The organism is Blastococcus sp. KM273129, assembly GCF_021698995.1.
Taxonomy (GTDB): domain Bacteria; phylum Actinomycetota; class Actinomycetes; order Mycobacteriales; family Geodermatophilaceae; genus Blastococcus.
In genome coordinates this window covers 1-23,313 of the sequence record NZ_SSXB01000021.1, presented here as the reverse complement: position 1 = coordinate 23,313, position 23,313 = coordinate 1, and the positions used below count along the sequence as shown (strand labels likewise).

23 protein-coding genes and 2 riboswitches are annotated in these 23,313 nt (G+C 74.6%); of the genes, 11 read left to right on the top strand and 12 right to left on the bottom strand.

Annotated elements, in window-relative coordinates:
* Positions 1 to 114: 114 nt before the first annotated feature.
* The 3 genes from E9565_RS08690 (at position 115) to E9565_RS08680 (ending at position 2,421) form a co-directional block, all read left to right on the top strand.
* Complete coding sequence (locus E9565_RS08690) at positions 115 to 975, top strand: hypothetical protein (protein WP_236834634.1); 861 nt, start codon at positions 115 to 117, stop codon at positions 973 to 975.
* Positions 976 to 1,257: 282 nt separating this feature from the next.
* Positions 1,258 to 1,938, top strand: coding sequence for a restriction endonuclease (locus E9565_RS08685; protein WP_236834632.1), 681 nt, complete (start codon positions 1,258 to 1,260; stop codon positions 1,936 to 1,938).
* Between the two features lie 183 nt (positions 1,939 to 2,121).
* Complete coding sequence (locus E9565_RS08680; RefSeq protein ID WP_236834630.1) at positions 2,122 to 2,421, top strand: hypothetical protein; 300 nt, start codon at positions 2,122 to 2,124, stop codon at positions 2,419 to 2,421.
* Positions 2,422 to 2,496: 75 nt separating this feature from the next.
* Here the strand turns inward: E9565_RS08680 and E9565_RS08675 are convergent, their stop codons facing one another.
* The gene (locus E9565_RS08675; protein ID WP_236826536.1) at positions 2,497 to 3,696 is read right to left on the bottom strand and encodes an acyl-CoA desaturase; all 1,200 of its coding nucleotides are present in this window, start codon (positions 3,694 to 3,696) and stop codon (positions 2,497 to 2,499) included.
* 29 nt (positions 3,697 to 3,725) lie between these two features.
* Positions 3,726 to 4,835, bottom strand: a complete 1,110-nt coding sequence (locus tag E9565_RS08670; protein ID WP_236834628.1) for a ferredoxin reductase — start codon at positions 4,833 to 4,835, stop codon at positions 3,726 to 3,728.
* A 93-nt stretch (positions 4,836 to 4,928) separates the two neighbouring features.
* Between E9565_RS08670 and E9565_RS08665 the strand changes: the two genes are divergently transcribed.
* Both E9565_RS08665 and E9565_RS08660 read left to right on the top strand, forming a co-directional pair.
* Positions 4,929 to 6,131 carry a CdaR family transcriptional regulator gene (locus tag E9565_RS08665; protein WP_236826538.1) on the top strand — a complete coding sequence of 401 codons (1,203 nt, stop codon included), beginning with the start codon at positions 4,929 to 4,931 and terminating at the stop codon, positions 6,129 to 6,131.
* A 151-nt stretch (positions 6,132 to 6,282) separates the two neighbouring features.
* Positions 6,283 to 7,170 (top strand): hypothetical protein, encoded by an 888-nt coding sequence (locus tag E9565_RS08660; protein ID WP_236834625.1) that lies wholly within the window; start codon positions 6,283 to 6,285, stop codon positions 7,168 to 7,170.
* 11 nt (positions 7,171 to 7,181) lie between these two features.
* Here E9565_RS08660 and E9565_RS08655 read toward each other — a convergent pair whose 3' ends face one another.
* From E9565_RS08655 to thiM, 7 genes are all read right to left on the bottom strand, one after another.
* Positions 7,182 to 7,796 carry a bifunctional 2-polyprenyl-6-hydroxyphenol methylase/3-demethylubiquinol 3-O-methyltransferase UbiG gene (locus E9565_RS08655; RefSeq protein ID WP_236826540.1) on the bottom strand — a complete coding sequence of 205 codons (615 nt, stop codon included), beginning with the start codon at positions 7,794 to 7,796 and terminating at the stop codon, positions 7,182 to 7,184.
* A 34-nt stretch (positions 7,797 to 7,830) separates the two neighbouring features.
* Positions 7,831 to 9,405, bottom strand: a complete 1,575-nt coding sequence (locus E9565_RS08650; protein WP_236826541.1) for an FAD-binding oxidoreductase — start codon at positions 9,403 to 9,405, stop codon at positions 7,831 to 7,833.
* Complete coding sequence (locus tag E9565_RS08645; protein WP_236834623.1) at positions 9,402 to 10,739, bottom strand: DNA polymerase IV; 1,338 nt, start codon at positions 10,737 to 10,739, stop codon at positions 9,402 to 9,404. Before E9565_RS08645 ends, E9565_RS08650 begins: the two co-directional genes overlap by 4 nt.
* Positions 10,740 to 10,787: 48 nt before the next feature.
* A complete protein-coding gene (locus E9565_RS08640) occupies positions 10,788 to 11,459 on the bottom strand; it encodes a TenA family protein (RefSeq protein WP_236826543.1) in 672 nt (223 codons plus the stop codon).
* Positions 11,456 to 12,268 carry a bifunctional hydroxymethylpyrimidine kinase/phosphomethylpyrimidine kinase gene (gene thiD, locus E9565_RS08635; protein WP_236826544.1) on the bottom strand — a complete coding sequence of 271 codons (813 nt, stop codon included), beginning with the start codon at positions 12,266 to 12,268 and terminating at the stop codon, positions 11,456 to 11,458. The genes E9565_RS08640 and thiD overlap by 4 nt, the downstream gene beginning before the upstream one ends.
* A complete protein-coding gene (gene thiE / locus E9565_RS08630; protein ID WP_236834620.1) occupies positions 12,265 to 12,927 on the bottom strand; it encodes a thiamine phosphate synthase in 663 nt (220 codons plus the stop codon). The genes thiD and thiE overlap by 4 nt, the downstream gene beginning before the upstream one ends.
* Entirely contained in the window at positions 12,927 to 13,733 is an 807-nt protein-coding gene (thiM, locus tag E9565_RS08625; protein WP_236826546.1) for a hydroxyethylthiazole kinase, read from the bottom strand. The genes thiE and thiM overlap by 1 nt, the downstream gene beginning before the upstream one ends.
* A riboswitch (TPP riboswitch) is annotated at positions 13,727 to 13,820 on the bottom strand. (Overlaps the previous gene by 7 nt.)
* Positions 13,821 to 13,853: 33 nt before the next feature.
* Positions 13,854 to 13,956, top strand: a riboswitch (TPP riboswitch).
* Between thiM and E9565_RS08620 the strand changes: the two genes are divergently transcribed.
* The gene (locus E9565_RS08620; RefSeq protein WP_236826547.1) at positions 13,951 to 14,964 is read left to right on the top strand and encodes an alcohol dehydrogenase catalytic domain-containing protein; all 1,014 of its coding nucleotides are present in this window, start codon (positions 13,951 to 13,953) and stop codon (positions 14,962 to 14,964) included. Its footprint overlaps the riboswitch before it by 6 nt.
* 102 nt (positions 14,965 to 15,066) lie before the next feature.
* Entirely contained in the window at positions 15,067 to 15,687 is a 621-nt protein-coding gene (locus tag E9565_RS08615) for a maleylpyruvate isomerase family mycothiol-dependent enzyme (protein WP_236834618.1), read from the top strand.
* A gap of 6 nt (positions 15,688 to 15,693) precedes the next feature.
* On the opposite strand, the gene E9565_RS08610 is transcribed toward E9565_RS08615, so the two are convergent.
* Positions 15,694 to 17,442: a DEAD/DEAH box helicase gene (locus E9565_RS08610; protein ID WP_236834616.1), complete on the bottom strand. Its 1,749-nt coding sequence runs from the start codon at positions 17,440 to 17,442 to the stop codon at positions 15,694 to 15,696.
* A gap of 218 nt (positions 17,443 to 17,660) precedes the next feature.
* Between E9565_RS08610 and E9565_RS08605 the strand changes: the two genes are divergently transcribed.
* Genes E9565_RS08605 through E9565_RS08595 form a run of 3 tightly spaced genes read left to right on the top strand, consistent with a single transcriptional unit; the run spans position 17,661 to position 20,305 of the window.
* Entirely contained in the window at positions 17,661 to 19,091 is a 1,431-nt protein-coding gene (locus tag E9565_RS08605; RefSeq protein WP_236834614.1) for a DUF3152 domain-containing protein, read from the top strand.
* Between the two features lie 42 nt (positions 19,092 to 19,133).
* The gene (locus E9565_RS08600) at positions 19,134 to 19,973 is read left to right on the top strand and encodes an alpha/beta fold hydrolase (protein WP_236834612.1); all 840 of its coding nucleotides are present in this window, start codon (positions 19,134 to 19,136) and stop codon (positions 19,971 to 19,973) included.
* Positions 19,970 to 20,305 carry a YnfA family protein gene (locus E9565_RS08595; protein WP_236826552.1) on the top strand — a complete coding sequence of 112 codons (336 nt, stop codon included), beginning with the start codon at positions 19,970 to 19,972 and terminating at the stop codon, positions 20,303 to 20,305. The genes E9565_RS08600 and E9565_RS08595 overlap by 4 nt, the downstream gene beginning before the upstream one ends.
* Positions 20,306 to 20,331: 26 nt before the next feature.
* On the opposite strand, the gene E9565_RS08590 is transcribed toward E9565_RS08595, so the two are convergent.
* Together E9565_RS08590 and E9565_RS08585 are read right to left on the bottom strand one after the other, a co-directional pair.
* A complete protein-coding gene (locus tag E9565_RS08590; RefSeq protein ID WP_236834610.1) occupies positions 20,332 to 21,546 on the bottom strand; it encodes an HNH endonuclease signature motif containing protein in 1,215 nt (404 codons plus the stop codon).
* On the bottom strand, positions 21,453 to 22,325 hold the full coding sequence (locus tag E9565_RS08585) for a dienelactone hydrolase family protein (RefSeq protein WP_308196107.1): 873 nt from the start codon (positions 22,323 to 22,325) through the stop codon (positions 21,453 to 21,455). The genes E9565_RS08590 and E9565_RS08585 overlap by 94 nt, the downstream gene beginning before the upstream one ends.
* A gap of 32 nt (positions 22,326 to 22,357) precedes the next feature.
* On the opposite strand from E9565_RS08585, the gene E9565_RS08580 reads away from it, so the two are divergent.
* Complete coding sequence (locus tag E9565_RS08580) at positions 22,358 to 23,056, top strand: YafY family protein (RefSeq protein WP_236834606.1); 699 nt, start codon at positions 22,358 to 22,360, stop codon at positions 23,054 to 23,056.
* Positions 23,057 to 23,313 lie beyond the last annotated feature (257 nt).

The window sequence follows — 23,313 nt, the reverse complement described above, 5'->3', positions numbered from 1 at the left end:
CCGCGTGTCGCGACCCGGGCGGTTACGTCTGCGATCGACTGGGCGGCGACAGTCCGGTACCGAGCGACATCAAACCCACTTGGCGATGTCTGGGTGACGCGCCCCGCAAACCGGGTGTTCGACATCGACGAGAACCGCGCGCTTTCGTGGCTACTTGCCACAATCCAAGAGCGCGCGGACGTGGCCGGTACGGCTGACCGAGATGCCTCTGCTCCGTGGCTTCGTGAGATCCGAGAGACCTCGGAGACCGTTCGCGCCAAGCGCAGGACGGCCTGGCTGGAGTCTGTTCCTGCTACATGGCCGGGAGACGCCGTGTACCCCCGGCTGAACGCGGATCGCGGCGGCTTCTATCGGTTGCGCGTCGCGACTGCGACTCGTTACCTGCGGCGACTCCTCATCGATCCAGACCCAGCCGATGTGGTCAAGGCGCTATGCGAGCGCTACTTCGAGCCGTCCCGCGATTGGCAACTATTCGAGATCGCCGTTGTCCTCCGCATCTGTCGGCACTTCGAGGCTGCGTACGTGCGGGTGGACCGTCCGAGTCTGCTTATCGGTGGACGGGGCCCCTTCGCCTCTTACCGAAGCAGGACGGATGGGCGCGAGATCCGTATCTGGTACCAAGCGTGGCCCCCGTCGACTGCGCCATCGGAGTTAAACGATGCGCTCACTCACTATGCCATAAGCAGCGCTGGAACACGGCCAGACATCGTCTGTGAAGTGCTGCTGAACGGGAAGCCCGCGCGCGCGATCGTGCTTGAACTGAAGGCTTCGCGATCAGCCTCGTATCTCGCGGCCGGTCTGTCCCAACTACTGGGGTACCTCCGGGATCGCCCAGCGTTGACGTCGACCGAGTCGTCAGGGTGGCTCGTCCCGCTCGACGGATTGTCGTTCACCGAGAGGCCCGCCGAGGGGCGCTCCATGTGGGTCGTCGATGCTTCGGTGGTGGCGGAACGCCTGATAGACGCGGTCGGATGACCGTCACTGGAAAGCGGAGCAAGCGTGATTTCACGGCCTCAGGCGGGGTCGGATCCAAGATCCGCGACCTTCGAGTGGAGCGCCCTCGACGCCATACCCCTGCCGCCGCATCACTCCAACAGCCTTGACTCCCATACGGGCCGCGGGCCGTACCAAGCGTCGTCAAGATAGGAACGTGAGCATAGCGCAGATTGACGGCGTCTCAGGAGACAGCCAGTGACTTCCCGGCGTGATGAGGGCCAGGAGCCCGGGAGACCGCTTGCCCCAGGGGTCTACATCTCCGTGCACCGCGCTGCCGGTGTTGACCCGGCGCCGAACGCGGTCATCAAGACATGGCAGGACGCCGAACGCTTGGCTGCCTCACACATGCGACGGCTCGGCTTCGAGGACGCGCGTGTCACCGCCACGGGCGCGGATGGTGGGATCGATGTCTGGGCCACCGGCGCGGTGGCCCAGGTCAAGTTCCAATGGTCCAAGACAGGCAGACCCGCTGTGCAGGCACTGCACCGCGTGGCAACGGCACACCAAGCCGAAGCGCTGTTCTACGCAATCGACTACACGCAGCAGGCCCTCACGTACGCCAACAACACTGGCATCGCCCTCTTTCTCTTCGATAGCACCGGCGACGTTGCACCCATCACGAAGGCTGGTCATGCGCTCGCAGCGCGCTCCGCGTCTTCAACGCCGAAGATCGGATTCCTGGCGCGGGGTCGGGCTGATCGTTACCGGTACGAAGCGGAAGCACTTCGCAAGAAGTTGGGCTCCCTTACCGCGCGGATGCAGAAGCAGACCCAGGCGCGCGCTCCGAAGAAGCGCGCGGCTGCGGGTCAGGCCGCCGCTGCGCTACTCAATGCTGGCCAACTGCTGGACAAGATGGAGGTCCTTCCACCGCAGGACCGTCGTCGCGAGGACTATCTCAATGTGGCTAGAGGCGCCCTTGCCATGGCAAAGAAGTGGCTGTGAGGCCCAGTCGCCCTCCAACGTCAGCGGGTGCAGCGGAGGAGCCCCTGGTCATTCGCCTGTTGAGGGTGCTCGTGTCACGACGACAGCACCCGTCACCGGCCCTGTGGATAAACGACACGCCACTGTCACCGGTGTCGCATCCTGTCGCGGGCGGTGACAGTTCCGCGTCGGCCCACACAGCATGTGCTCGAGGCCCAGGACCGCATCGCATCGGTCCTGGGCCTCGCGCCGTCTGGTGGCCGGCCGGCGGGGATGGGGGCCGGGCTACACGTCGCGGGGTGGGCGTCGAACAGCCCCGACGCCAACCGCTGGTTCTTCGAGGAGCAGCTCCCGCTGCGCGGCCGCGATGCAGGCGCAGGGGCAGGTCGCCGCCTTCCTGGCCGGGGCGAGGTCGTGGATCCCGACGCCGACTGGCCTGTCCGGGAGGTGCCGATCAGCTACCCGGACTCGCTGCGGTCGCTCGACGTGCCCGGCCAGGGGTGAGGCGCTGACCGCTGAACGCCAGGAGCCCAGAACCACGACGGTTCTGGGCTTCGGGCGTTCAGCGCTGCGCGGGGCTCAGGCGGCGGCCTGGCGCATCAGCTGGCGGCGGACCTTCTTGCCGCCGGTGGTCATGCGGACCAGCTTGACCACCTGCGCGGGGGCGTTCTTCGGCGTCGTCTCGGCGAGCCAGCCGTTGGGCAGCGAGAGCCGGATGACCTTGTGCCAGGCGCTCGCGACCTGCTTGTACAGCGGGGCGGAGTGGTAGGTCAGGCCGTACCGGTCGAAGATGTCCTTCACCTTCGGCGCGATCTCGGCGTACCGGTTGCTCGGGATGTCGGGGAACAGGTGGTGCTCCACCTGGTGGCTCAGGTTGCCGGTCATGATGTGCATGGCCTTGCTGCCCGAGATGTTCGCCGAGCCCAGCATCTGGCGCAGGTACCACTCGCCGCGGGTCTCGCCGTCGATCGAGGTCTTCTCGAAGGTCTCGACGCCCTCGGGGAAGTGCCCGCACATGATCACCGAGTGCGACCACAGGTTGCGCACCACGTTGGCGGTGAAGTTCGCGGCCAGGGTGGGCACGAACGACGGGCCCGACAGCAGCGGGTGGACGACGTAGTCCTTGGTCATCTGCTTGCGGATCTTCTTCAGCACGTTCTTGGCGTCGGCCCGGAACTTCGGGTTCTGCCGGCGCTTCTTGGTCGCCAGGTTCTTGCCGAGCTCGAGGTCGTAGGCGGCGATGCCGTACTCGAAGAAGCAGGCGTTGATGAAGTTCCAGAGCGGCTGCGCCAGGTACAGCGGCACCCACTTCTGGTCCTCGTCGACGCGCATGATGCCGTAGCCGAGGTCGTTGTCCTTGCCGACGACGTTCGTGTACGTGTGGTGCAGCTCGTTGTGCGAGTGCTTCCACTGCTCGGCCGGGCTGGCCATGTCCCACTCCCACGTCGTGGAGTGGATCTTCGGGTCGCGCATCCAGTCCCACTGGCCGTGCAGGATGTTGTGCCCGATCTCCATGTTCTCGAGGATCTTGGCGACCGACAGCCCCACGGTGCCCAGCACCCAGGCCGGCGGGAACTTGGAGAACAGCAGGACCGCGCGGCTGCCCAGCTCGAGCTTGCGCTGCACGTCGATGACCGTGCGGATGTACTTGGCGTCGTCCTCGCCGAGGCTGTCGCGCACCTCCTGGCGGATGGTGTCGAGCTCCTTGCCGATGAGCTCGACGTCCTCGGGCGTGAGGTGGGCGATCGGGTTCTCGGGCTTCTTCTGCAGGACGGTCATCGTGTGCGCTCCTCGGTCGGGGGGCTGGGTCAGTGGTCGATGGCGCAGGCGCCGGCGGCGGCGCTGACGCAGGTCTGGATGAGGACGCCGTCGCCGACGTCCTCCGCGGTGGTGATCTCTCCGTTGCGCAGGTCGCGGACGGCGCCCTCGCGGAGGGGCAGCACGCAGCCGTAGCAGATGCCCATCCGGCAGCCGCTGGGCATGAGCACCCCGGCCTCCTCGGCGGCGTCGAGGATCGGCGTCGCGCCGTCGGCCTCGACGGTCGTGCCGTTCTTCGTGAACGACACCGTGCCGCCCTCGCCGGTGACCAGGACGCGCGGCCGGAAGCGCTCCGTGTAGAGCCGGTCGGCGATCCCCACCGACGCCCAGTGCTCCTCGAGCGCCTCGAGCATGCCCACCGGGCCGCACGCCCAGGTGGCGCGCTCGTGCAGGTCGGGCACGAGCTCGGCGATGGACCGGGCGTCGAGCATCCCGGCGCTGTCGGTGTGCTGCTCGATCAGCCGGATCCGGCCCTCGGCGGCCATCCGCCGCAGCTCCTCGCCGAAGACGACGTCCTCGGCGGTGGGCGCGGAGTGCACCAGGACGGTGTCGGCCAGCCGGTCCACGGAGTTGCGCAGGATCCCCATGACCGGCGTGATGCCGGAGCCGGCGGTGACGAACAGGGCCTTCGCGGGCACCTGCTCGGGCAGGCAGAACTCCCCGGTGGCCTGGTCGAGCTGGACGACCGTGCCCGGCTGCACCCGGTGCACCAGGTGGTTGCTGACCTTCCCGTCCGGGATGGCCTTGACCGTGATGGTGAAGCAGCCGTCGGCGCGGTCGAGCACCGAGGTGATCGAGTAGGCGCGCCACTGGCGGACGCCGTCGATGTCGATGCCGATGCGCACGTACTGGCCGGGCACGTGCGGCAGCCAGTCGCGTCCCGGGCGGATGACGATCGAGGCGGCGTCCCGGGTCTCCCGGTGGACGGCCTCGATCCGGCCGCGCAGCGCGGCCCCGGAGCGGAGCGGGTCGAACAGGTCGAGGTAGTCGACCGGGAGCAGCGGGGTGGTCGCCAGCTCGGCGAACTTGAGCACCCGGTCGCGCAGCGCGCTCCGCGCCGGCGGGCGTGGCGCGGCGGGGCGCGGAGCGGTTGCGGTCATGGTCTTGAGCTTTCCCAGCCGGGCGACCAAATACCTGTGCCGTGGACGTGAATCGGGCGGTAGCTTCTGTTCCCTGAGAACAAAGGAGCCGTGATGCCGGTAGACCCTGCACCGTTCCCGGAGGCCGTGGCGGAGGCGATGCGCGCCGATCTGCCGGCGGTGGCCGAGCGGGCCGTCGAGGAGATCATCGTGGGCGTCCCGAGCTACGCCGACGCCTTCCTCGGCCCGATGGGCCGGAAGATCTCGACCGCGGTCGAGATGGCGCTGCGGGGGTTCCTGCAGGTCGCCGTCGACGGGGGCGGCGTGGACGCCGGCACCCCGGGCGGGCCCGTCGTCGAGGCCGCCTACGCGCTGGGGCGCGGAGAGGCGCGCAGCGGCCGGTCGATGGACGCGCTGCTGGCCGCATACCGGGTGGGCGCACGCGTCTCGTGGCGGGACATGAGCGCCACCGCCGTCCGCGCCGGGCTGGACCCCATGTCGCTGGCCCGCTTCGCCGAGCTGGTGTTCGCCTACATCGACCGGCTCTCCGCCGCCAGCGTCGCCGGCCACGCCGACGAGCTCGCGTCCAGCAGTCGCGAGCGCCAGCGCCTCCGCGAGCGGCTGGCGCGCGGGCTGCTCACCGGCAGCCCGCACGCCGAGCTCGCCGAGATGGCGCAGCGCGCCGAGTGGACCCCGCCTCGCACGCTGACCGCCGTGCTGCTGCCCGAGGGGCGCGTGCGGGGAGCTCTGGTCTCCCTGGACCCCCGCACCCTGGTCGCGACCGAGGACCTGCCGGGGACGGACGCCCCGCGGGAGCTGTCGGTGCTGCTGGTCCCGGACGCGGAGGGCGCCGCCCGCGGCGCGTTGCTGCGCGGTCTGGCGGGTCGTCGCGCCGTGGTCGGCCCCGCCCGGCCGTGGTGGGGTGTGCAGGCCTCGTACGGCCGGGCGCTGCGGGCGCTGCGGCTGGACGTCGTCGCGGAGGACGACGGGCCGCTGGACACCGATGCGCGGCTGGCGGAGCTGGTCCTGCGTGCCGACGAGGAGGCGCTGGCCGACCTCCGGGCCCGGGCGCTGGCCCCGCTGGCGACGGTGGGGGAGACCGCGCGCGAGAAGCTCACCGAGACGCTGCGGAGCTGGCTGCTCCACCACGGTCGGCGCGACCAGGTGGCTGCCGCGCTCTTCGTGCACCCGCAGACGGTGCGCTACCGGATGACCCAGCTGCGCGAGCTCTACGGGCCCGTGCTGGAGGACCCGCAGACGGTCCTGGAGCTGACGATCGCGCTCGGGGTGGCGCCACCGTCGACGGATCCGGGGTGACCGCGCCGCCCGCGGGTGCGGTGCGGTTTCACGGGAAACAGCCGTCCGCACCGCGTGCGGGGGCGACCCCGCGGTCGGTCCGCGGGCCGCGCGGTGGACCGCGAGGTCGGCTGCCGTCCCGCGAGGTCCGGATCTCCGGAAGGCTGGCGCGGTGACCGTCGACCTCGGCGCCGCCGCCGCCTTCCTCGCCACCGCCGGGCGGGTGCTCGACCGCCGTCGCTTCGAGCTGCTGTTCGCCGGCGGGTCGCCGGAGCCGGTGCTGGCCGCCGTCGACGGGTACCGCAACGCCGACGGCGGCTACGGGTGGGGGCTGGAGCCCGACCTGCGCTCGGCGACCAGCCAGCCGGGCGGCGCGCTGCACGCCCTGGAGGTGTTCGCCGACGTCGTCCCCGCGACCACGCCGCGTGCGGGCGAGCTCTGCGACTGGCTGGCGGCCGTGAGCCTGCCCGACGGCGGCCTGCCGTTCGCGCTGCCGGTGCCCGACCCGGCCGGGTGCGCGCCGTTCTGGGTGCGGGCGGACCCCACCCGATCCTCGCTGCAGATCACCGCCGTCGTCGCCGCGACGGCGCACCAGGTCGCCGCCGGGGACCCGACCGTGGCCGGGCACCCGTGGCTGGACCGGGCGACCGGGTACTGCCTGGATGCCGTCGGCCGGCTCGGCGGCGGCACGCACGCCATGGAGCTGGCCTTCGCGGTGCGGTTCCTCGACGCCGCGGCCGTGACCCGCCCGGAGGCCGGTGAGCTGGTCGATCGGCTGCGGCCGCACGTGCCGGCGGACGGGCTGCTGCACGTGGCCGGGGGTGCCCCGGACGAGCACATGCGCCCGCTGGACTTCGCCCCGCTGCCCGGTGGCCCGGCCCGGTCGCTGTTCGCCCCCGGGGTGGTCGACGCCGAGCTCGACCGGCTGGCCGCGGGCCAGCGGGACGACGGCGGGTGGACCGTCGACTTCGACAGCTGGTCCCCGGCCGCCGCCCTCGAGTGGCGCGGACACCGGACCGTGCAGGCGCTCCTCCTGCTGCGCGCCAACGGCCGCCTCTGACCGCCCGGCGTTCAGGCGGGTCGGAGGACCGCCACCAGGAACTCGGAATCAGGCGTGAACGGCCGGAGGTCCCAGGTCGAGAGCAGCAGGTCCGGCGCCCAGCCGGCCGCCCGCGCGTCGTCCAGGAACTCGTCGAAGGCGTAGCCGCGGCCGGCACCGAAGCCGATGGCCGCCCGGCCGTCCGCCGCGATGTGGGCGCGCAGCCGGCGCAGCACCGCGCCGCGGGTCGACGGCGCGAGGAACGCCATCACGTTGCCGGCGCTGACGATCGCGTCGAACGGCTCGTCGATGCCCTGCGCCGGGAGGTCCAGCTCGGCGAGGTCGCCGACCAGCCACCGCGGCCCGGGGTGGTCCTGCTCGGCCGCGGCGATCAGCACCGGGTCGACGTCGACACCCACCACCCGGTGGCCGACCTCGTGCAGGTGGGCACCCACCCGGCCCGGCCCGCAGCCGGCGTCCAGCACCCGGGAGCCGCGCGGCAGCATCGCGTCGACCAGCCGGGCCTCGCCCACCAGGTCCATCCCCTGCTCCGCCAGCGTGCGGAACCGCTGCACGTACGCCGCCGAGTGGGACGGGTCCTCCTGCGTCATGCGGGTCCAGGCGCTGGGTTCGGGGCGTTCGGCCATGCAGCCGTTCTACAGGGCGGCCCGCCCGGTGCGCTCAGCGACCGGAGGGCAGCTCGTCGAGCAGGACGCCGGGGTTGAGCACGCCGGCCGGGTCGAGGGCCGACTTCGCCGCCCGCAGTGCCAGCGCGAACGGCTCCGGGCGCTGCCGGTCGTACCCGGGGCGGTGGTCGCGGCCGACCGCGTGGTGGTGGGTGATCGTCGCGCCCAGGCGGCCCAGCACCTCCGAGGCCGCCGTCTTCACCTCGTCCCACATCGCCACCTCCGCGCCGGGCCGCCCGGCGGCGAGGACGGTGAAGTAGGGCGCGGCGCCGTCGGGGTAGACGTGGGTGAGCCGGCAGTTGAGCAGGCCGGGTGCGCCGGTGACCTGCTCGACGGCGGCCCCCACCTCGGCGCGCACCGTCGCGTGGAGCTCCTCGAGCCGGTCCCAGGTGCAGGCGGTCTCGAAGGTCTCCACGAGCGCGCTCATCCGGGCGAGCCCGTCGCGGACGTAGGGCATGCGCAGGAAGCTGCTGCGCCAGGCGCCCGCGGCCGCGTCTCCCCCGCCCGCCGGGTCGGCGACGCGTCCCCCGTGCGCCCGCGCCAGCTCGGTCAGCTCGTCCAGGCGGCCCGCCACGGGGTGCACGGCGGACTCCACGCCCAGCACGAGGACCCACTCCCCCGACGATGCGCCGGCCAGCGCGGCCTCGCCCGGGTCGAGCAGCCGGCAGTTCGCCGGGTGCAGGCCGGCCTGCGCGATGGCCCGGACGGCGGCGAACGCGGCGGCGCCGTCGGGGAACGTGGCCGACGCCGAGGCCTTGAACCGTGGCCGGTCCTGGAGCCGCATCCACGCCTCCGTGATCACCCCGAGCGTGCCCTCCGAGCCGAGGAAGAGCCGGTCGGGCGAGGGGCCGGCGCCCGATCCGGGCAGCCGCCACGACTCGCTGACGCCCACCGGCGTGACCACCCGCAGCGACTCGACGAGGTCGTCGACGTGGGTGTGCAGGGTCGCGTAGTGGCCGCCGGCCCGGGTGGCCAGCCAGCCGCCCAGGGTGGAGAACTCGAAGCTCTGCGGGAAGTGCCGCAGGGTCAGCCCGTGCGGGCGCAGCTGCGCCTCGAGCACCGGGCCCAGCGCGCCGCCCTGGATCCGGGCGGCCCGGCTCACCGGGTCGACCTCCAGGACGCGCTCCAGCCCGGTGAGCTCCAGCGCCAGCCACGGCCGGTCGCCGCGGTACTCCACCCCGCCGACCACCGAGCTGCCGCCGCCCACGGGCACGACGACGAGGTCCGAGGCGGCGGCCCAGTCGAGGAGGTCGACGACCTCGGTCTCGGTGGCGGGCCGGGCGACGGCGTCCGGGGCGCCCGCGAGGTCCCCCGAGAGGGCCCGGACGACGTCCCGGTAGGCCTTGCCGAACGCGCGGGCGGCGCGCGCTCCCGGGTCGGTGGTCACCGGCAGGGCCGGTGGCGGGCTGATCCGCGTCGGCGGGAGCTCGAGGTCGCGGACGTCGGGGACCGGCCGCGGGCGCGCGGGCAGCCCGGGGAGCAGCCCGGCGAGCGCGGCGCACTCGTCGTCGGGCAGCGCCTGGTCGGTCGTCCCCCAGCCCCACCAGGAGCGCGTCGCCGTCGTCGTCATGCAGGGGGCCTCCAGTCGGGTGGGTCGGCGGGCTGCAGCGCCGGGTCGTCGGCGGCCAGCGTGCGCACCGGGCCGGGCGGCGTCAACGGGCCCTCGAAGCGCACGGTCACCCGGCCGAGCCCCCGTCCCCACACCCAGCCGGCCCCGTGCTCGTCGTGCCGCACGTCCTGCCCCGGCCACCAGCGCTTCTCCACCGGCAGTGGCGGCTCGTCGGCTGCCTCCTGCTCGGGCGCGACGGCCTCGTCCGGCTCGTCCTCGTCCGTGGTGAAGAGGTCGCCCTGCGCGTAGAGCGACAGCCCCGAGACGCCGACCCCGAGCAGGCGCAGCCCCCCGCCCGTACCGGCCTCGGTGAGCAACCGGCGGGCAGTGGTCGCGATGACCCGGGGGTCGTCCGTCGGCTGCGGCAGCGTCTGAGAGCGGGTGATCGTCGTGAAGTCGTAGCGGCGCAGCTTCAGCGTGACCGTGCGCCCGGAGTAGGCGGCGGCGCGCAGCCGGCTCCCCACCCTGGCCGCCATCGAGTCGATCTCCCGGTTCAGCACGGCGACGTCGGTGAGGTCCCGCTCGAAGGTCTCCTCGTGCGACACGGATTTCACCTCGCGGTCGGGGACGACGGCGCGGTCGTCCTCGGCGCGGGCCAGGGCGTGCAGCCCGGCGCCGTGCGCCCGGCCGGCCAGCGCGATCAGGTCGGGCAGGGACTTGGCGGCGAGGTCCCCGACCGTCCGCACGCCGACCTGGTGCAGCCGCTCCGCCGTCGCCGGCCCGACCCCGCCGAGCCGGGTGACCGGCAGCGGGTGCAGGAGGTCGAGCTCGCCACCCGGGGCGACGACGACGAGGCCGTCCGGCTTCTGCAGGTCGGAGGCGATCTTGGCCATGAGCTTCGAGCTGCCGATGCCCACCGAGCCGGTGACCCCTCCGGTGGCGCGCGCGATCCGCTCCTTGAGACCGGCGGCCAGTTCCGTCACACCGGAAACCGAGAGGTCGTGCCCGGCCCCGGCGGCGAGGTCGACGTAGGCCTCGTCGATGGACACGGGCTCCACGAGCGGCGACAGCTCGCGCAGCAGGTCCATGACGACGTCGGAGGTGCGCCGGTAGGCCGCGAACCGGCCACCGAGGAACGCCGTCCCCGCTGGGCAGCGCCGCCGGGCCTCCGCGGTCGACATCGCCGACCGCGCCCCGTAGGCCCGCGCCTCGTAGGACGCGGTGGCGACGACACCCCGGCCACCCACGCCGCCGACGACGACCGGCCGGCCGCGCAGCGAGGGCTTGTCCCGCTGCTCGACCGCGGCGAAGAAGGCGTCGAGGTCCAGGTGCAGGATGCTCGCCTCCCGCCTCATGCCACCGATGATCGCCCGGACCGTGGGCCCGGCGGGAACCGCCCCCGCTCAGACCAGGACGGCCCAGCCCTCCCGGGCGTGGGCGGCGCGCCAGAACTCGAGCTCGTACCGGGTGGCGACGGCGAACGCGGTCAGCATGGCCGGCTCCTGGCCGGGAGCGGAGCGTGCCGCGGCGTCGGCCAGCCGCCGGGCGGTGACCGTGGCCTCCTGGAACGGGGCGGCGTCGTAGGTGGCGACCCACCGTCGGTAGGGGTGGTCAGGTGCCGCCCGCGCCACCGGGGCCAGGCGGGCGCCGACGTCGGCGTACACCCAGTAGCAGGGCAGGACGGCCGCGGCGGCGACCGGGTACGGCGCGGTCGCCGCCGTCGCCACCAGGTAGGAGGTGTACGCGAGGCAGGTCGGCGACGCGACCGGCGCACCGTCCGGCTCCCCGAGCAGGTCGGTGCCGAGCAGGTCGGCGTGCAGCTCGGTCTCCACCGCCCCGCAGGTCTGCGCCGAACCGGCCCAGAAGGCCGCGGCCTGCGCGTCGGGCGCGCGGGCCGCCAGCAGCGCCAGCGCGCGGGCGTAGCTGCCCAGGTAGACCGCGTCCTGCTCCAGGTAGTGGCGGAAGACCTCCGGGGCGAGGGTGCCGTCGGCCAGCTCGGCGAGGAAGGGCAGCTCGTCGATCGCCCGGCGGAGGTCCGCCGTCGCCGCCCAGGCGCGCTCGCTGAAGCCGGTCACGCCGGCCAGATCCCGGCGAAGTGGTGCACCGGGCCGTGGCCGGCGCCGATCCGCAGCGCGGCGCCCCCGGCCAGCGCCCGCTGCAGGTAGTCGCGGGCCGGTTCCACCAGGACCACCCAGTCCGGGGGCTCGCCGGCGCGGGCGGCGAGCGCGGCCAGCGCCGAGGAGAGCGTGCACCCGGTCCCGTGGGTCGCCGTCGTGTCGATGCGCGGCCGCCGGGTCTCCGTGGTGCCGGCGGCGCTGGCGAGGACGTCGACGCTCTCCGGGCCGCCCAGGTGACCACCCTTGATGAGCACCGCGCGCGGCCCCAGGGCCAGCAGCGCCCGCGCCTGCTCGTGCAGCTCGTCGACGTCGCGCGCCGGCTCGGTGTCCAGCAACGCGGCGGCCTCCGGCACGTTGGGGGTGATCAGGTCGGCCAGCGGCAGCAGTTCGGTGCGGACCGCTGCCACCGCGTCGTCGTCGATCAGCCGGTGGCCGCTCGTCGCCACCATCACCGGGTCGCAGACGACCGGGCCGGGGAGCCGCTCGGCCAGCACCGCGGCCACCGCGCGCACCACGTCGGCGCTGCCCAGCATCCCGAGCTTGGTGGCGTGCACCTCGACGTCGTCGAGCAGGGTGTGCAGCTGCCGGGTGACGAACTCCGCCGGTACCGGGTGCACGCCGTCGACACCGCGGGTGCTCTGCGCGGTGAGGGCGGTGAGCACCGCCGTCCCGTACGCGCCGAGGGCGCTGAACGTCTTCAGGTCCGCCTGGATGCCGGCGCCGCCGCTGGGGTCGCTGCCGGCCACGGAGAGCGCGGTCGGCGTCATCGCGCGCCCACCGGGGCGAGCTGGGCGCGCAGCGCCGCCGCCGCGGCCCGCGGATCGGGTGCCGCGCAGATCGCCGAGACCACGCAGACGCCGTGCACGCCCGTGGCCGCCGCCGCGGCCGCCCGGGTCGCGTCGATGCCGCCGATCGCCACGGTGGTCAGCCCCGCGGCCCGTGCGGTGGCGGCCAGCTCCCGGACGGTGGCCAGGCCCAGCCCCTGACCGGCCTCGGGTTTGGTCGGCGTCGCCCACACCGGGCTGAGGCCGACGAGGTCGACGGTGCCCGCCGGCAGGCGGAGCGCGGCGGCGAGGTCCTCGGTGCTCTCCACGGAGAGGCCGACCAGCCGATCGGGCCCGAGCGCCGCCCGCACCTCGGTCACCGGCAGGTCCTCCTGGCCGACGTGCACACCCGAGGCGCCGGCGAGCAGGGCGACGTCGAGGGCGTCGTTCACCACCACCGCCACGTCCGGCCGGTCGGCGAGCGCGGCCTGCACCGAGCGGGTCAGCGACAGCAGCTCTCGGCGGGGGGCGTCCTTGTCGCGCACCTGGACGGCGGTGACGCCACCGGCGACCGCGGCGCGGACGACGTCGGCCACCGGTCGCGGCCGGCACAGCTGCGTGTCGGTGACCAGGTAGAGGGTCGGGTCGAACGCCGGGCGCATCAGGCGCTCCGCACGTCCGCGCGCGCCAGGTCCTCGGGGCCGACGGCGTCGAGCGCGTCCAGCCAGGCCGCCGCGAAGGTGCCCGGCCCGGCGGCGCCCGCCGCGGCCCGCTCGGCGGCGAGGGCGACGTGCGCGTGCGCGGCCACGGCACCGGTGAAGGGGTCGCCGGTCGCGGCGACGTAGGCGGCGACCAGCGCCCCGAGCGCGCACCCGGCGCCGGTGGTGCGGGTCAGCAGCGGTGAGCCCCCGCCCACCCGGATGGTGCGTGCGCCGTCGGTGATCAGGTCCACCTCGCCGCTGACCGCGACCACGCCGCCCGCCCGCCCGGCGAGCCCTGCGGCGGCGGAGGCGGCGTCCTCGGCGCCCGCGGTGCTGTCCACGCCGCGCCCGCCGGAGCCCGCCCCGGCCAGCGCCATGACCTCCGAGGGGTTGCCCCGGACGACGGCGGGGCCGAGCGCCACCAGCTCGGCCGCCAGCGCCGTCCGGTAGCCGAGGCCGCCGACGGCGACCGGGTCGAGCACCCACGGGGTGCCCGCCGCCCCGGCCGACCGGGCGGCCAGCCGCATCGCCTCGGCGGTGCGCGCGTTGACGGTGCCGACGTTGACCAGGACGGCGGAGGCGACGGCGGCGAAGTCCCCCGCCTCCTCGGGCGCGTCGACCATCGCCGGGGCCGCGCCGACCGCGAGCAGGGCGTTGGCGGTGAGCGTCTGCACCACCGTGTTGGTCAGGCAGTGCACCAGCGGCGCGGTCCCGCTCAGCGCCGCTCGGGCAGCGCGCAGGTCGACGACTTCCACAGCATCGGACATGCCGGTGACATCCCTTCGCCAGTGCGAACTGGAGCAGGTTCGGCGGGTGTGATCTCAGTCCCGGGCGGGACACCCCGTGCCACGTACAGGGCCGAACCTAGCAGGAGGTAGCGTCCCCGGCCGTACCGCGGGAGCCCGCCGGAGCGGGCTGAGAGGGCGGCAGCGGCCGCCGACCGTTCGAACCTGTCCGGGTCATACCGGCGTAGGGAGGCTGTCGATGCGTGCCGTGCGTTTCCACGAGGTGGGCCGTCCACCGCGGGTCGAGGAGCTCGACCCGCTGCGGCCCGGGCCCGGCGAGGTCCTGATCGACGTCGCGGCCGCCGGTGTCTGCGGGACCGAGCTGCACTTCCTCGACGGGCTGCTGACCCCGGCGCGGACGCCGATCACCCTGGGCCACGAGGTGGCGGGCGTCGTCGCAGAGGTGGGCGAGGGCGTCTCCGACGTCGCCGCGGGAGGCCGCGTCGCGGTGCACTACCTGCACGCCTGTGGCCGGTGCCGGTGGTGCCGCAGCGGCGACGACCACCTCTGCGACGCACCCCTGGGGTTCCTCGCCTTCGCGACCGACGGCGGCTTCGCCGAGCAGGTCGTGGTGCCGGCGTCGGCCGTGGTGCCCGTCCCGCCGGAGGTCGACCTCTCGACGGCAGCGGTGCTGTGCTGCAGCGCGACCACCGCGCTGCACGCCGTCGAGGTCGCCGGCGTGCGGCCCGGTGACACCGCCGTCGTCTACGGCGTCGGGGGTGTGGGCCTGGCGCTCGTCCAGGTGCTGCGCGAGAGAGGTGCCCGGCCGATCGCCGTCGCCCGCAACGCAGACCGCCTCGCGCTGGCCCGCGAGCTGGGCGCCGAGGTGACCGTCGACGCGGGCGTCGAGGACGTGGTCGCGGCTGTCCGCGCCGCCACCGGAGGTGCGGGGGCCGACGTCGTCGTCGAGCTGGTGGGCACCCGCGAGACCAGCGCGAACGCGCTCGCATCGCTCGGGAAGCAGGGGAGGCTCGTCTACGTCGGCTACAGCTTCGACCGGATCGGGCTCGACCCGCTGTCCCTCGTCGTCCCCGAGCAGCGGATCCTCACCTCCGTCGGCAACCGGCGCTCCGAGCTGGTGGCGGCCCTCGACCTGGCCGCACGGGGCCGGCTCCGCACCACCGTCACGGAACACCCGCTCGCGGACGCTCCTCGGGTGCTGGAGGACCTGCGGGCCGGCCGCGTCGTGGGCCGGGCGGTGCTCGTGCCGTGACGGGCGGCGACCGGGAGCGATGAGTTCCCGCGCCCCCCGCGGTCGTGTGCACGAGGGCCGGTCGTCCCCGGAGCGCCGACCGGCCGATGAGAGGGAATGCGGATGACCGGGAACGGGGACGGCGCGGGCGGTCGCGACGTCGAGCGGTGGGTGGCGACGACCTACGGCGGCCTCGCCGACCTGCTGGCCGCCGACCCGGGCGCCTGGGACGGACCGTCGCTCTGCGCGGGCTGGCGGGTCCGGCACGTGGTGGCGCACGTGACCATGCCGGTGCGGCTGACGCCGGAGCGGTTCGGCGCGGAGATGGCCGCCGCGGGTGGCGACTTCGGCCGTCTCTCCGACACGGTGGCGGCCCGGGACGCCGCCCTCCCGGCCGCCGAGCTCCTGGCCGCGCTGCGCTCCCCGGTCCTGCACCGGTGGCAGCCGCCGGGCGGGGGCGCCCCGGGGGCGCTGACGCACGCCGTCGTCCACTCGCTCGACGTGACGCTGGCCCTCGACCGGCCGCCGGTCGCGCCGGCCGGCGCGGCGCTCGCCGTCCTCGACCAGCTCGCCGCCGCGGACGGCTCGCTCTTCGGCGTCGACCTGTCCGGTGCGCGGTTTGAGGCGACCGATGCGGCGCGGGCCTGGGGCGACGGCGCGGTCGTCGGGGCAGGCACCGGCCGGCTCGTCGCGCTGCTGGCCGGGCGCACGCTGCCGGACGGCCAGGCCCTCCGCCGTCGCTGACCCCGCTCAGCCCTCGGTCAGGGCGGCGGTGGGCAGCCAGTCGGCGTCGAGGAGTTCGGCGATCTCCTGCAGCGAGGAGGTGTCCGCCCCGGCCGTGGAGCCGCTGACCGCCAGCCGCTCCACCATCACCCGCGCGACCTGCTCCTCCACCGTGTCGGCCGCGAACGCCACCCGCCACGGCGAGGAGCGACCGTCGCGATGGGTCCGCCCGGTGACCTGCCGCGCCTGGATGCCGGAGAATCGCGGCTGGTGGAACAGCCCCACCCGCGGCACCTCAGATGCCGTGGACCCGCCGGGCAGCAGCTCACCGGCGTGCAGGCTGATCGAGGCGGTGACGGTGAAGACGCAGACCGCGGCCTCCCCGCGCTGGAACCGCAGCCGCTCGGCCTCGACGTCGAACCGGTCGCGGCCGTAGATGGACGCCACCGGGATGCCGGCGTCGAGCAGCGCCTCGCGGATCGGGTCGGCCGCCGTCTCCACGAACTCGACCGACACCGCCACCTGGCGCTCGGCCTCCACCTGCGCCTTGACCCAGTCGACGGTGGCCTGGACGCGGATGAGCCCGGCCTTCTGGCGGAACCGCAGCAGCGCCGCCCGGCCGCGGGCGGTCTGCCGGCCGCGGCGGGCCAGTTGCATCTCGGCGCGGAACTCCGACCACTCGGCCTCGTACTGCGCCCGCTCGGCCGGGGTGAGCAGCACCGGGGTCCCGGTCACCGAGACCGGCCCCCAGGGGGCCGGGCGGTGCAGCGTGGCGGGCGGGTCGGCGTCGGCGAGCCAGGACTGCAGGCGGGCCAGGTCCGCGCGGCGCTGGTCGGCGTCCTCGGTCCACTGCCAGCCGTAGCGGCCACGTTCCACGTGGAACGTGTGCCGCTCGAGCGCCTTCGGGAGGTCGGCCCACTCCTTGATCGGCTCCCCGTGCCGGGCGGCGAACTCGGGCGCGAGGTAGGGGAGTTCCAGCGGCGTGTGCGCCGGGGTCGCGGTCGCGGCGAGCACGTAGGGGGTCTCCTTGACGCGGGCGGCGCCGGAGACGGCCTTCCAGTGCTTCCACCGCTGCGTCGTCGTGTGCCGCACCATGTGCGCCTCGTCGGCGACGACGACGTCGAACCGCAGCTTCGCCACCTTGCCCAGCCGGTCCCACGTGGTGACGCACCAGCGCAGGCCGCCGTCGCCGAAGCCGGCGATCGAGCGCGCCCAGTGCGGGATGGTGATCGCGGCCGGCCGGTCGGCGATGACCAGCACGGTGCGCACCGGCCGCTGCGCGGCGATCTCGTGCACCGCGAGGATCGCCGTCCCGGTCTTGCCGACGCCGGGGTCGTCGCCGAGAAGGAAGACGCGGCCGCCCGCGGCGGCGTGCGCGGCGACGACCGCGGCGCCCGCCTCCTGCTGGGGGCGCGGCACGAGCGCGGGGCTCACCGGCAGCGGGCGCGGCTCCTCGTTGAGCTCGTCCTCGAGGAAGCGCTCCAGGCTGTAGGCGGGCGGGTCGTAGGCCGCGAGCTCGGGCGGCAGCGCCGCCCCCACCCACACGTGCGCCTGCAGCCCCGGGTGCCAGACGGCACCCGGCGCGGGGGCGCGGAAGGGCACGGCCAGCACCCACACCCGCTCCCCGGGGCCGGCGGTGGGCAGCTCCGGGGCGGCCTTCCGCGCTGCCGGCTTCCGCGCGGTCGCCTTCCGCGGGCTCGCCTTCCGCGTCGTCGCCGTCGCCGTCGTCCGTCGGGTGCGCGTGCTGCTGCTCGCGCTCCGGCGCCGTCCTGGCATCTGCATCCCCCCGTCGATCCCCCGGCACGGTAGAGGCCGGGGACGACGGCCCCGGGCAGGTGGCGGGCGCGCCGTCGGCCGATCGTCACGAGATCGACATGCCACCGGGCGGCCCCGGTGCGGTAGACCGGTCAGCGACAGCAGCCGGTGCGCTCGGCCCCGCCGTCCACCGGCCCGGACCTGACGCGCGGGCAGCGCTGCCCGCGCCGGAGGACCCCATGACCAGAACCCTGCGCCTCCTCCTCGCCGCCCTCGTCGCCGTGGCGGCGGTCGTCCTGCAGCCTGCGGGCGCCTCCGCCGCCGAGCGGACGGTGACCTACACGGTCTCCACGCAAGGGGCGGTCGCCGGCGACCTCGGCTACTTCACCGACGTCGCGCGGGACGCCCTCACCGATCCCCGCGGGTGGAGCCTCGGCGGCACCCTGGCGTTCGAGCAGGTGGACTCGGGGAGCGACTTCGACCTGATCCTGGCGTCGCCGACGGTGGTCGGGAACGCGGCACCCGGCTGCAGCGCCCAGTGGAGCTGCCGGGTCGGGCGCTCGGTCTACATCAACGACGACCGCTGGCGGTTCGGCACGGACGCCTGGCCGCACAGCCTGGAGCTGTACCAGCGCTACGTGATCCTGCACGAGGTCGGGCACTGGATCGGCATCCCGCACACCGACTGCCCGACCGCCGGACGCACCGCCTGGGTCATGCAGCAGCAGTCGATCTCCCTGCAGGGCTGCCGGGCCAACGTGTGGCCGGTCATCGCCGAGCGGGAGGACGCGGGGTCGCGCATGGGGGTCTCGGTCACCTGGTCGGGGGTCGAGGCCCGGTACCGCGAGCTGGGGCAGGGCGGCAGCCTGCTGGGGCTGCCGGTGACCTGGGAGCACGTGGCTCCCGACCAGGTGGGCCGGTACCAGCACTACAGCCGCCCCGACGGCGGGTCGATCTACTGGACGCCGTCCACCGGGGCGCACGAGATCTACGGCCAGATCTGGCAGCGCTGGGCCCAGCTGGGCTGGGAGCAGGGGCCGCTCGGCTACCCGGTGACCGGTGAGCTCGGGACGCCGGACGGGCACGGGCGGTACAACCACTTTTCCCGGCCCGGCGGTGCCTCGATCTACTCGACCCTGGCGACCGGCACGCACGAGATCTACGGGGCGATCCGGGCGCGCTGGGCCGAGATGGGCTGGGAGCGGGGGCCGCTGGGCTACCCGGTGACCGGTGAGCTGGGCACCCCGGACGGCGAGGGGCGGTTCAACCACTTCTCCCGGCCGGGCGGCGGCTCGATCTACTGGACCGAGGACACCGGCGCCCACGACATCTACGGGGCCATCCGGGCGCGGTGGGCCGAGATGGGCTGGGAGCGGAGCCTGCTGGGTTACCCGGTGACCGGTGAGCTGGGCACCCCGGACGGGCGTGGTCGCTTCAACCACTTCTCCCGGCCGGGCGGTGCCTCGATCTACTGGACCGCCGAGACCGGGGCGCACGAGCTCTACGACGACATCCGCACGCGCTGGGCCGAGTCGGGCTGGGAACGGGGGCCGCTGGGCTACCCGACGAGCGGGATCTACTCGGTGGAGGGCGGCAGCCGGGCCGACTTCGAGAACGGGTACATCACGCTGGACGGCGACACCGGCGAGACCGAGGTCGTGCTGGACTGACGCGGGGCCGCGCGGCCCCGCGACCTCTGGTGGAATCGCCCGGTGACGGAGAACGCCGAGGATGCCCTGCACGCCCGGACGCTGGGTGAGGCCGGCCCGCCCGTGGTCTTCGTGCACGGCCTGTTCGGTCAGGGGAAGAACTGGACGACGATCGCGAAGGGCCTGGCCGACGACCACCGCGTGACGCTGCTGGACCTGCCCAACCACGGCCATTCCCCGTGGACCGACCGGGTCGACTACGTGGACATGGCCGAACTGGTCGCCGCGGAGCTCGAGTCCTTCGGCGAGCCGGCCACGCTGGTCGGCCACTCCATGGGCGGCAAGGTCGCGATGCAGCTCGCGCTGCGCCGCCCCGAGCTGCTGCGGGCGCTCGTCGTCGTCGACATCGCCCCTGTCGAGTACCCGCTGACGGGTGGCCGCACGCAGGACCCCGACGAGGAGGCCTCCCCGTTCGCCGCCTTCATCGCCGCGATGCGGGCGATCGACCTGGAGGGGCTGGAGTCCCGGTCCGACGCCGACGCCGCCCTGCGCGCCGCCGTCCCCAGCCGGATGGTGCGCAGCTTCCTGCTGCAGAGCCTCAGCCGCCAGGAGGAGGGCGACGGTTGGCACTGGCGGCTGAACCTCGAGCTCCTCGAGCGGGACCTCGGCGAGCTGCGCGGCTTCCCCGAGCCCCCGCCGGGCGCGACCTTCGACGGGCCGGTGCTGTGGATCGCCGGCGCCGACTCCCACTACGTGCTCCCCGAGGACCGGCCGCACATGGATGCGCTGTTCCCCGCGACGCGGCTGGTGAAGGTGAAGAACGCGGGGCACTGGGTGCACTCCGAGCAGCCCGAGGTCTTCCTGGAGACGCTGCGGCGTTTCCTCGACGCGGTGGAGCGGTGAGCGTCACCCGCTCGCTGTTCCTCTTCGCCCTGGCGGCGCTGGCCGAGATCGGGGGCGCCTGGCTGGTCTGGCAGGGGGTCCGCGAGCACCGCGGCTGGGCGTGGATCGGCGCCGGGGTGGTCGCGCTGGGCCTGTACGGCTTCGTGGCCACGCTGCAGCCCGATGCGAACTTCGGCCGGATCCTCGCCGCGTACGGCGGCGTCTTCGTCGCGGGGTCGCTGGCCTGGGGCATGGTCGTCGACGGGTTCCGGCCCGACCGGTACGACGTCGCCGGCGCGCTGATCTGCCTCGTCGGCGTCGCGGTGATCATGTACGCCCCGCGCGGCGCGTAGCGGACGGCGGCGGCGCCGCCGGTGGATCAGGGGCCGGCGCGGCTGCGGATCCCGGTCCCGTCGGGCCGGTAGGTGCGCCACCGGCCGGTGCCGGGGTCCCGGGCGATGGTGAAGCCGCCTTCGTGGCAGCTGGTGTGGTGCCGTTCGCAGAGCAGTGCGCCGTTGTCGCAGCTGGTCGGCCCGCCGTGCGCCCAGTGCACCACGTGGTGGACGTCGCACCACTCCGGCGGGGCGTCGCACCCGGCGAAGACGCAGTGCGCGTCGCGGACCTCGATGGCCCGGCGGATCGCCGCCGACGTGGTGCGCTGCGCCCGGCCGACGTCCAGCGGCAGCCCGTCGGGGCCGGTGATGACGCGGGCGACGCCGGCGTCGCAGGCCAGCCGGCGGGCGGTCTCGGGGTTGATCGGGCCGGCCCAGCCCAGCGAGCCGCCGGAGACACCGGGGGCGCCGCGGGCGGCGCAGAGGGCGAACCAGTCGATCGTGACGCGCACGTGCGGCCGCTCCCCGCGCACGGCCGGCAGCGATCCGCCGTCCAGCGCCCCGCGGGCCAGCGCCACCAGCGCGTCGGCCTGCCGCTCGGCGTGCGAGCGGGTGTCGCCGGCTGGGCGGTCGCCGTTCATCAGCGCGGCCAGGGCGGTGTGCACGTACTCCCCGCCCACGGCATCCAGCTCACCGCGCAGGTGCACCCGCCCGTCGAGCCCGGGTGCCGGGGTGAACCGGCGGCGCACGTCGGCCGCGTCGTCCAGGGTGCCGTCGGGGTCCACCCCGGCGACCCACTCCTTCACCCCGCGGGCGGTGTCGTGCGGGGCGGTGGCCCGGGCCAGGTCGGCCAGGATGCCGTCGGTCTCACCGAGGTCGATGCCCAGTTCGGCGGCCTTGGCGATCCGGCCGGGCGTCATGGCCTTCGTGATGACCCGGGCGTGCGCTGCGCTGATCGCCCCGGCGGCGAACGCCGCCGCGGTCTCCGGGAACTGCTCCAGCCGACGCCCGGTGGACACCGTCGCGGAGGCCAGCTCCGGCGCCATCCGGCAGGAGCCGCGCAGCCGCGCCTGCATGGACACCGCCCCGTCGCGGCGGTAGGCCTTCCGCCGATCGGCGGCCCGCACCGCGGTGGTCAGCGCCGCGGTGACCCGGTTGACCGTGGTGCTCAGCTCACCGACGAGGTCCAGCAGGAGGTCATCCGACAGCTCGCCCAGATCGACCGCGGCCAGCTCGTCGAGGGCCGACCGCAGCTCGGACACGTGCGCTCCCTCCCGCGAGGACCTCGACCGACACCCCGACAGCAGGGGTGGGGTACGACAGAAACCGCAGGTCGGGACGGCGATCGCGACGTCGGCGGACCGCGGCCGCGACGTCGGCCACTGCGGCCGGCGTCGGGACGGGGCGAGCCCGGGACCTCTGGCGCGGTCAGCCGGTGAGGTCGTGGACGAAGGTCAGCGCCCGCTGCCAGAGCAGTTCGGTGGCACCTGGGTCGTACGGTGGGCAGGCTCGGGTCGGTGAAGAGGTGGCCGGTCCCCGCATAGTCGAACGTCTCGACCCGACCGCCGCGACGGGTGGCGTCCGCCGCCACGGCGTCGATCCACTCCTGACGACGGAAGGGGTCGTCCAGGCTGTAGTGGATCTGCACGGGTAGGTCCGTCGGCCAGTCCGCGACGCCCAGCAGCTCCAGCGGCAGCGCGCCGGAGAGCAGCAGCAGCCCGGCACAGCGGCGGCGGGTGGCGACGTACTCGGCCATACCGGCGCCGTTGGAGAACCCGGCCGCGACGAAGCCGTCGGGCAGGTCCGAGACGCCGTCCAGCGCGGCCTGCATGAGGGCAGGGAAGCCGACCTGTTCCGTGTAGGCGATGCCCTTCTCGTAGTCGTCGAAGACCAGCCTGTCGTACTGGTCGACCACCGAGACCTGGTGGCCGGCCGCGCGGAGGCGGTCGGCGGCCTCGCTGATCCCGGCGCGGACGCCGAGGGCTGAGTGGAACAGGGCGATCGTCGTCATGGCAGAACTGTGCGGCTCTCCCGGTGACACCGTCCTGTCACCGTCTCTGCGACGATCTCCGGGTGAACCGCACCGACCGGTTGCACGCGCTCAGCGAGGAGCTGCGCCGGGCCGGGCCCCGCGGTCGCACGGCGGGTTGGCTCGCCGGCTGGCTGGAGGTGTCGGTCCGGACCGTCAAGCGCGACGTCTCCGCGCTGCAGCAGGCCGGTGTGCCGATCTGGGCGACGGCCGGTCCCGGTGGCGGGTACGTGCTGGACGCGGCGGCCACCCTGCCGCCGGTCAACCTCACCCCCGCCCATGCGGTCGCGGTGGCCGTGGCGCTGGCCGGGGCGCCGGACGCGCCGTTCGCCGTCGACGGCCGCGCGGCGCTGCGGAAGGTGCTCGACGTGATGGGCCCGACGGCCCGCTCCGAGGCCGAGCGGCTCGCCGGTCGGGTGTGGGTCCGGGGCTCGTCCGCAGCCCGCCCGAGCGCCGCCGCCGTGGTCGAGGAGGCGCTGGCCCAGCGCCGCGTGGTCGCCCTGCGCTACCAGGACCGCCACGGGACGGTGACCCGCCGACGGGTCGAGCCGCACCTGATCGCCCGCACCGGCGACCGCTGGTACCTCGTCGCCTGGTGCCGCGAGCGGGACGCGCCCCGCTGGTTCCGCTGGGACCGCATCGAGAGCGCTGCGCTGACGGCCGAAGCCGCACCGCCGAGAGACCCGGCCCTCTACGGCACCCCGCCGCCGGACGCCCACCCCGTCGGGCAGCACGCCCGCTGACCCGCAGAGGGGCGCCGCCGACGGTGTCGGACACGGTCGGGGCGACGGGCGGGTGGGTCCGGAGCGCCGCACGTCTGGAGCCCGGGCCGCGCCGCTGCCATCCTGGCCGGGTGCGGCAGGAGTCGGTGGTGCACCGCCCGCACCCGGCGCTGCGCCCGCACGTCTCGGCCGCGCTCGGCTACCGGCACGAGGGCTTCCCGCCCGGTGAGCACCTGGGCCTCCCCTCCCCCTGGCTGACCGTCGTCCTCACCCTCGAC

Coding starts and splice junctions, on each gene's coding strand:
- thiM (WP_236826546.1), bottom strand. CDS start 13,733: ATGTCCGATGCTGTGGAAGTCGTCGACCTGCGCGCTGCCCGAGCGGCG.
- E9565_RS08650 (WP_236826541.1), bottom strand. CDS start 9,405: ATGACGACGACGGCGACGCGCTCCTGGTGGGGCTGGGGGACGACCGAC.
- E9565_RS08610 (WP_236834616.1), bottom strand. CDS start 17,442: ATGCCAGGACGGCGCCGGAGCGCGAGCAGCAGCACGCGCACCCGACGG.
- E9565_RS08645 (WP_236834623.1), bottom strand. CDS start 10,739: ATGAGGCGGGAGGCGAGCATCCTGCACCTGGACCTCGACGCCTTCTTC.
- E9565_RS08675 (WP_236826536.1), bottom strand. CDS start 3,696: ATGACCGTCCTGCAGAAGAAGCCCGAGAACCCGATCGCCCACCTCACG.
- thiD (WP_236826544.1), bottom strand. CDS start 12,268: ATGACGCCGACCGCGCTCTCCGTGGCCGGCAGCGACCCCAGCGGCGGC.
- E9565_RS08620 (WP_236826547.1), top strand. CDS start 13,951: ATGCGTGCCGTGCGTTTCCACGAGGTGGGCCGTCCACCGCGGGTCGAG.
- E9565_RS08615 (WP_236834618.1), top strand. CDS start 15,067: ATGACCGGGAACGGGGACGGCGCGGGCGGTCGCGACGTCGAGCGGTGG.
- E9565_RS08665 (WP_236826538.1), top strand. CDS start 4,929: ATGCCGGTAGACCCTGCACCGTTCCCGGAGGCCGTGGCGGAGGCGATG.
- E9565_RS08655 (WP_236826540.1), bottom strand. CDS start 7,796: ATGGCCGAACGCCCCGAACCCAGCGCCTGGACCCGCATGACGCAGGAG.
- E9565_RS08605 (WP_236834614.1), top strand. CDS start 17,661: ATGACCAGAACCCTGCGCCTCCTCCTCGCCGCCCTCGTCGCCGTGGCG.
- E9565_RS08670 (WP_236834628.1), bottom strand. CDS start 4,835: ATGACCGCAACCGCTCCGCGCCCCGCCGCGCCACGCCCGCCGGCGCGG.
- thiE (WP_236834620.1), bottom strand. CDS start 12,927: ATGCGCCCGGCGTTCGACCCGACCCTCTACCTGGTCACCGACACGCAG.